Source organism: Photobacterium sp. DNB23_23_1, from assembly GCF_052873815.1.
In genome coordinates, this window is the sequence record NZ_JBNNXT010000075.1 from 1 (window position 1) to 6,576 (window position 6,576).

5 protein-coding genes and 2 pseudogenes are annotated in these 6,576 nt (G+C 42.8%); 6 read left to right on the forward strand and 1 reads right to left on the reverse strand.

Going from position 1 to position 6,576, the window contains the following annotated elements; genetic code table 11:
- Positions 1-211: 211 nt before the first annotated feature.
- The 4 genes and pseudogenes from ACVA53_RS24555 (at position 212) to ACVA53_RS24570 (ending at position 3,054) form a co-directional block, all read left to right on the forward strand.
- Complete coding sequence (locus tag ACVA53_RS24555) at positions 212-1,264, forward strand: AbrB family transcriptional regulator (RefSeq protein ID WP_446506582.1); 1,053 nt, start codon at positions 212-214, stop codon at positions 1,262-1,264.
- 214 nt (positions 1,265-1,478) lie between these two features.
- A pseudogene (locus tag ACVA53_RS24560) lies at positions 1,479-2,162 on the forward strand (endonuclease); the annotation flags it as partial.
- The gene (locus ACVA53_RS24565) at positions 2,139-2,411 is read left to right on the forward strand and encodes a sunset domain-containing protein (protein ID WP_444964453.1); all 273 of its coding nucleotides are present in this window, start codon (positions 2,139-2,141) and stop codon (positions 2,409-2,411) included. The pseudogene ACVA53_RS24560 and the gene ACVA53_RS24565, both read left to right, overlap by 24 nt.
- Positions 2,412-2,751: 340 nt before the next feature.
- Positions 2,752-3,054, forward strand: a complete 303-nt coding sequence (locus ACVA53_RS24570) for a hypothetical protein (RefSeq protein WP_255045438.1) — start codon at positions 2,752-2,754, stop codon at positions 3,052-3,054.
- 245 nt (positions 3,055-3,299) lie between these two features.
- Here ACVA53_RS24570 and ACVA53_RS24575 read toward each other — a convergent pair whose 3' ends face one another.
- Entirely contained in the window at positions 3,300-4,244 is a 945-nt protein-coding gene (locus ACVA53_RS24575) for an SDR family oxidoreductase (protein WP_255045437.1), read from the reverse strand.
- Between the two features lie 183 nt (positions 4,245-4,427).
- Between ACVA53_RS24575 and ACVA53_RS24580 the strand changes: the two genes are divergently transcribed.
- Complete coding sequence (locus ACVA53_RS24580) at positions 4,428-5,318, forward strand: AraC family transcriptional regulator (RefSeq protein ID WP_255045436.1); 891 nt, start codon at positions 4,428-4,430, stop codon at positions 5,316-5,318.
- A 584-nt stretch (positions 5,319-5,902) separates the two neighbouring features.
- Positions 5,903-6,082, forward strand: a pseudogene (locus tag ACVA53_RS24585) (IS110 family transposase); the annotation flags it as partial.
- Positions 6,083-6,576 lie beyond the last annotated feature (494 nt).

Below are 6,576 nucleotides of genomic sequence, written 5' to 3' on the forward strand. Positions count from 1 at the left end.
TCTGTCGTCTTTAAAACGATGGTTATGGCTGCTTGATATTAGAGGGTGTCGCACTTCGGAGTTGAATTCGGGAGTACGGCAGTACTTCGCATTAAACCTCTTTTAGTTGTTATTCAAACGAATTCAATAATGTCAGATGCCTATGGATGTAAACGTAAAGTGGTGTTTATTTATTGATTATATTGATAGATTTATACTCTGAATCAGTGCGATGTTATGGATGATTTTTAGGATGGAACCGATGGGCGTGGTCTTTATTGTTATTGTCGGCTTGCTAGGGGCGTTTGGGGCAAGTTTTCTCAATCTGCCAATGGGGGAGTTGTTTGGCGCTGTATTGATTGTTATTACCTGCCTGAAGTTCACGGGTAAAACGATACGGCTGCCAGGTTGTTTAATCCTACTGGTCCAAATTATATTGGGCATCAGTATTGGTATAACTTTACAGATAAACCAACTTGCTGACGCGTTCACACCATTGTTGTTTGCTGGTTTGCTCCTGTGCATGTTTTCTCAAACATTGGCCAGTTTCTTATGGCTTAATAAAAAAGAGGGCTGGCGGCCCTTTGAGTCTTTGTTAGGTGCTATCCCTGGAGCGCTTGGTGCGATTTTGGTTCTAAATGAAGAACAGGAGAAACCGTCGCCCAAGGTGATTGTCTCTCATACCATGCGGCTTTTGATGCTAGTGGTATTAGCGGGATATATTGCATCAAAGGGGGATGAAATTGTCCCTAAAGACATTGTCTTTCCGATAAGTTGGGGGTTGCATTTGGTGGCAATAGGCGCCATGAGTTTCTTGCTCGGTAAATTAGCTGGGCACATCGGCATACCGGCACCATTTATGGTAATGGGTTTGTTTGTCAGTCTGGCATATAACAACGTGCTAATCGGAGGCGTAATTACAGCTGTACCTAAAGAGTTAATCTTGTTTGCGACAGCGATGCTAGGGGTATTGATTGGCGCCCGGTTAGCAGAAACCACATTACGAGAAGTACTGCGTTATTCGCGGGCTGGCCTCATTATTACCACTATGGGCGTAGTGATTACTTTTTTTTATGCTCTTGGCTTTAGTTATATTACTGAACGAGAATGGGAAGTCCTTTTACTGGCTTGGTTACCGGGTAGCGTAGAGGCAATGACTGCTGTAGCGATTTTGATAGGGTTGGAGCCTGCCTTTGTTGCTATTAACCACGTGATGCGTTTGAGTCTGCTCTATATGTTGCCGAGTGTGTGCAAAGAACCTCTGAAATCGTTAAGTAGGAGGTAGTGTTCATTCATGATTACAAGGGGGGAAAAATCATGCCTATGTTTTTGCCCTGTACTCTCTGTTGCAAGTTCAGGCCGGCCATATCCGTGGGGAGACCGTACCCAAACGCGCTGAATTGTTACCTTGCTTCATCGTATCAATAATCTATTTATCGAATTGTTTATAGTGTTATGTCATTCTAAAGCTATCTATCAATACCTTAGTAGCATTAGAAATGTCAAAACGATTACTTTTAGCGTTCTTCGCTTTATTTATTACTTCTTCCACCATTGCTGCACCAAATAACTTTAGCCATGCCAAAGTGTTAGCCAAAGAAAATGTTTACTTTGACCAAACTGAAAAGGGGACATTTTACTGTGGCTGCAGCTATACCTTTATGGGGAAAAGTGGTGGCCGAGTAGACTTGGACAGTTGTGGGTATGACGTTCGTAAGAACCAAAATCGTGCCCAACGCATTGAGTGGGAGCATATTGTTCCAGCTTCTAACTTTGGTCGTGCGAGGCAATGCTGGCAAGAAGGCGGGCGTAAGAATTGTGTAAAAAATGATCCGGTTTTTGCTGTGATGGAAGCGGATATGCATAACCTGACTCCTTCGATTGGTGAAGTAAATGGTGATCGCTCAAATTATAATTTCAGCCAGTTCAATGCGTCGTCAAATCAGTATGGTCAATGTGATTTTAAAGTTGATTTTAAACGGCGCCAGGCAGAGCCTCGTAATGAGGTCAAAGGGCAGGTCGCGCGAACCTATTTTTATATGTTTGACCGTTATAATTTATCGATGTCCACCCAGCAGCAACGCCTGCTGGTCGCATGGGACAGGCAGTACCCTGTCTCTAAGTGGGAGCTTGAGAGGAACCGGCGGGTCGCTAAGCAAATGGGGCATGACAACCCATTTGTCACAGGTAAAGCGGTTTGGCAGGTTGGCCATAAAAATAGTGGCTCAGGCTTGAAATCAGCAGTAGTTTCGAAAGAAAGTACTACTGCTGATTCAGGGTATTTAATAAGGGGTAATAAGAATAGTAAGGTGTACCATCTACCTGCGGGGTGTCCAAGTTATAGTCGAATGAGCCCAAAAAATGTTGTGAATTTCCACTCAGAGCAAGAAGCATTATCAGCAGGGTATCGTAAAGCCGGAAACTGTTCATAACCCCAACTGTAAAATTGGCTGAGTAAAACAACTCAGCTAATTTTCAATCAATGACTTTTAGTTTGCACATAGAAATCAATGTTTGGTCGAATTTTATCCTTCATATTGGAAAAATGAGATTCCAATAATTGCGTGGCATATTCGGTTTTCAGTAATTAACTCTGAACAGTATGAATGTTTCTAACTGTAATTTCTCATTTTTGCTTATTACTAGTTATTTATTTTGGTAAAAAGTGTGTGGGGTTGGGTCTGCTTTTTTCGCTGTAAATAGAAGCTTTCTGATAAGCAAACCTAATGATATTTTTGAGTTTGATCAAAAATATTGATGTGTGGGGTGTGTATGGAAAGTTTGGTGGTAATCATCGCTGCGATCTTATGGACTGCTGGGCGCTATCGTATTCATACACCTGCTGAGTGGCAAGTTAAACACTGGTTAATCAAAGGTCTTGCTATTACATTGGCGTTATTTCCTGCTTCGTTCCTCTATTATTGGGACGATATGATTTCCTCAGCTTCATTTCTATCAAAGAATCAGATCATCTGCTGTGAAATCTCGCTGCGTTTGTTTCTTATTGTCATGGCAATTCAAAGCCTGATGGGGATCGTATTCATCGTTAGTTCAATGAAAAGAAAAGAGAAGTAGACCCAAGATCTGTTCTTGGGCGATTTGTTTACTTGTTATTCTCGCTCTTGTTCAGAATTTGAATGCGAAGGAAGATTGATAAGGTCCGTACCAGCATCTTTGATCAGGTTACAGGTGATAGCAGAACATCTTTGACGGCACCTTGGGTTGCCTGTTGAGTCAGTTTTAGTGAGTATGTTTGGTATATCATACTGAATTATAAGCCTTTAGATGTGGGTATACATAGCGATTCCCAAGCGCATTGATTACAGTGACCAGTTGAGTGACGTTTTTTCGAGCGAAAGCTGCCAAAGTTTGGTGGCCGCCTCTCGATCAAGAGCAACGTCATCAAGACTGTTTTCACCAACAGGCCCAACGGTATTCGCGCGTTTGGTTGGCCCATAAAGTTTCGCTGTTTGTAAGCCCTGTTCCGTTGCGCACATTACCTCCGGCCATGCGCCTTTTTCTGCAGATTGAGCAATAATGCGAGACATGACAGACCATACAAGCTTATTAAAAGTACTTGCTGTATCCATGAGTAGGTTTGTGCGAGAAGCGCCAGGGTGACAGATCTGAACCTCTACGCTTTTTCCCGCCGTTTTAATGCGACGCTGAAGTTCATAACCAAACATCATCTGAGCCAATTTACTTTGTGAGTATGAGTCCCACGCCGTGTATTTTTGATTAAAGTTAAGGTCTTCGAATTTGATTCTCTTCAGGCCCATTTTGTAACCGTTGCTGCCAACGATAACGATGCGTCCTTTAGACTCTTCAATGCGATCAAAGAGAAGACCACAAAGCAGGAAATGACCAAAGTGATTAACGCCGAGTTGGCTCTCGAATCCATCGACAGTGATCTCTTGTTTTGCTACCTGCGCAATCGCACCATTACAGATCAGTGCGTCGATGGTTGGTGTTGTTGCTAAGAGCTCTGCCGATGCTTTGCGCACAGAATCAAGCTTACCTAAATCAACCTGTACAACACTTACTTCTATCTGATTGCCTAAAGCCTGCTTTAATTCGGCGATTGCCGTTGCCGATTTGCTTGGGTTTCGGTTCATCATGATCACTCTGGCACCCTTCGTAAGCAGAATTCTCGAAGCCTCAAAACCAGCGCCGCTATTTGCACCGGTAATGACATAGGTCTTACCAGCAAGTGAACCAATGTGTTCTGGAGTCCAACCGTTTTTGCCAAATTGCTGAGTTGTCATAATCTGTACCTCTGCCGTTTTGTTGAGCATTTTATTAGCGCTGCAATCAAATTTGCACGCCGCTAACAGTGGGGGTATCTTTGTCTTGGTGTGACTATAACTCTCGTTTTGGCGATATAGTAGGCTGAATAATCGCTAATACTTGCCTATTTGTATCAATTGATTTGTAACGGGTTGAAAGCAATGAAACAGAGAATAAAAGAGCTGGTAGAGAGTCGTATTACAGAAGATGGTATGTTCGAGACCGGAATAAACGGTGTTCGCCTTTTTAAGGTGACGGATGCGATTCCATGTGCGCCTGCGGTTTATGAACCAGCAATTATTGCTATCTTGACCGGTAAAAAAGAAGCGATATTGGACGGGGAGCATTATGTCTATGACAACCGCCAATATATGTGTTGCACGGTTTCGCTTCCGGTTGAAGCGGGAACACCTACGGCATCACCCGATGAACCATTGCTTGGTATCTATATTTCATTGAACACTAAAGTGATGACGGAATTAGCGATCGAGATGGAAACTACATCAGGTGCGATTAAGCCACCCAAAGGTAGTTCACAACCGCCGAGTATGTCGCTAGCTAACTGGGATGATGCGTTTTCTGATGCACTGCTGCGTTTGCTTCTGTTAGGCGAGGATAAAGCGGATGTCGACATCCTAGGCGATAGCCGTCTACGTGAGCTCTATTATGCGGTACTGAAAGGGGAGGCGGGTATCTCGGCCAGAACGGCATTTGGAGTCGGTAATCAAATTGCCCGTTCTATCGAGTATTTATCACAATATATTGGTAAAAACGTCACCATTGACGAGTTGGCTGCGTTGGTCGGAATGAGCCGCGCGGTATTTCATCGGAAGTTTAAACAAGCCACCAGAATGTCACCCATCCAGTTTATGAAGTCGATGCGCCTGAACCGGGCAGCAATGAAGATTGCAGCGGGCATGAATGTCAGTGAAGCGGCTCTGGCTGTCGGCTATGTGAGTTCGTCGCAATTTAGTCGAGAGTTTAAGCGTATGTATGGTCAATCCCCTAAGCAGTGGAGCCAATCAACCGCCTTAATTGAAAATATCGTATAGCACCGTTTGATATCAATAGGCATTAATTTAAACAAACATTTTACTCCTTTCTGTTTGCTATTCATAATGAGAAATACTGTAACCTTAAATCATGTACTCTAGCCTGATACGAACAGTTTCAGAACATATTTTTTATCGAGGTAAAAAAAAGCCGCCATATGGCGGCTGGCCCATGAAGGGAAGGGTAAAATTCTCTGGTTAGATACGTCATATTGCAATGAACAAGAACCATTATCTACACGATTTCGAATATATTCAATTATTAAAAATAACAAATCACTTCTGTAATTTACTAAATGGCGGTTATCTTAAATCTACCTCGAACTGACGTGAACTTGGGATTGTTAGACTTTAAGCGCAGCTCTAAGCAGAGAAGTAAGATTAAAAGCCGCCATAGCTATGGCTGGTATTAGCTATGACGGCTATTCATATTGCTTGTTTGGATAGGTCATCCAAACAAGCAGGTATCATCATCTATATAAGTGCGAATATATTCAATTATTAAAATTAACAAACTACTTCTGTAATTTACTAAATGACGGTTATATTAGTAGCTAACGAAGTGAACAAAGAACTCAGGGGAAAATGCCGCAAGGGCAGTAATGTGGCGTGATGAATCAGCAGAGAAATACTTCGGCAGTTAGCTCACCGAATTAAAACGAAGAAAACCATTTAATGTTGCTGTTGTTGCTTTGGCTAATAAGGTAGCACGTATAGCTTGGTTAGTGATGATTGAGAAAAAAACATTTAAAATTAGAAGCTAATACAGAGTTTGCAATGATAGCCATTGATGACAAAACGGTTAGACCACGAGATTGAAGACCTGATGGACAGAACCGCAATAGCATGCTTTCACATTTTTGAGGACAACCTGTCACGGATCTCATCGTCGAGCTGGGGCTAATGACGATCTCATAAAGACTCTTAATAGATTAGCGCAAACCAACTCCCTTATCGGGTTTATCACTTGTAAAACGGGACGTACCATACATTTGTCCAGAGGTGTGTTTTTAGCCGATCACAGCAAACACGCCTTTGCCCCATTGTATGCAAGCGTCAATTGAGCCTGCTTTCTGATGCTCTGCCACATGACTTAGTTTTGCTAATACGGTAAATGTGGCGACATAAGCGCTGATTCACGATGATAATTCAGTGACTTTGGTAATTGTGCATGCGCCGGAGTGCATGCGCCGGAGCAAACCGGACACCTATTCCGGCATTATCCGGACAGTCATTCCGTTTTAATCCGGACACCCAT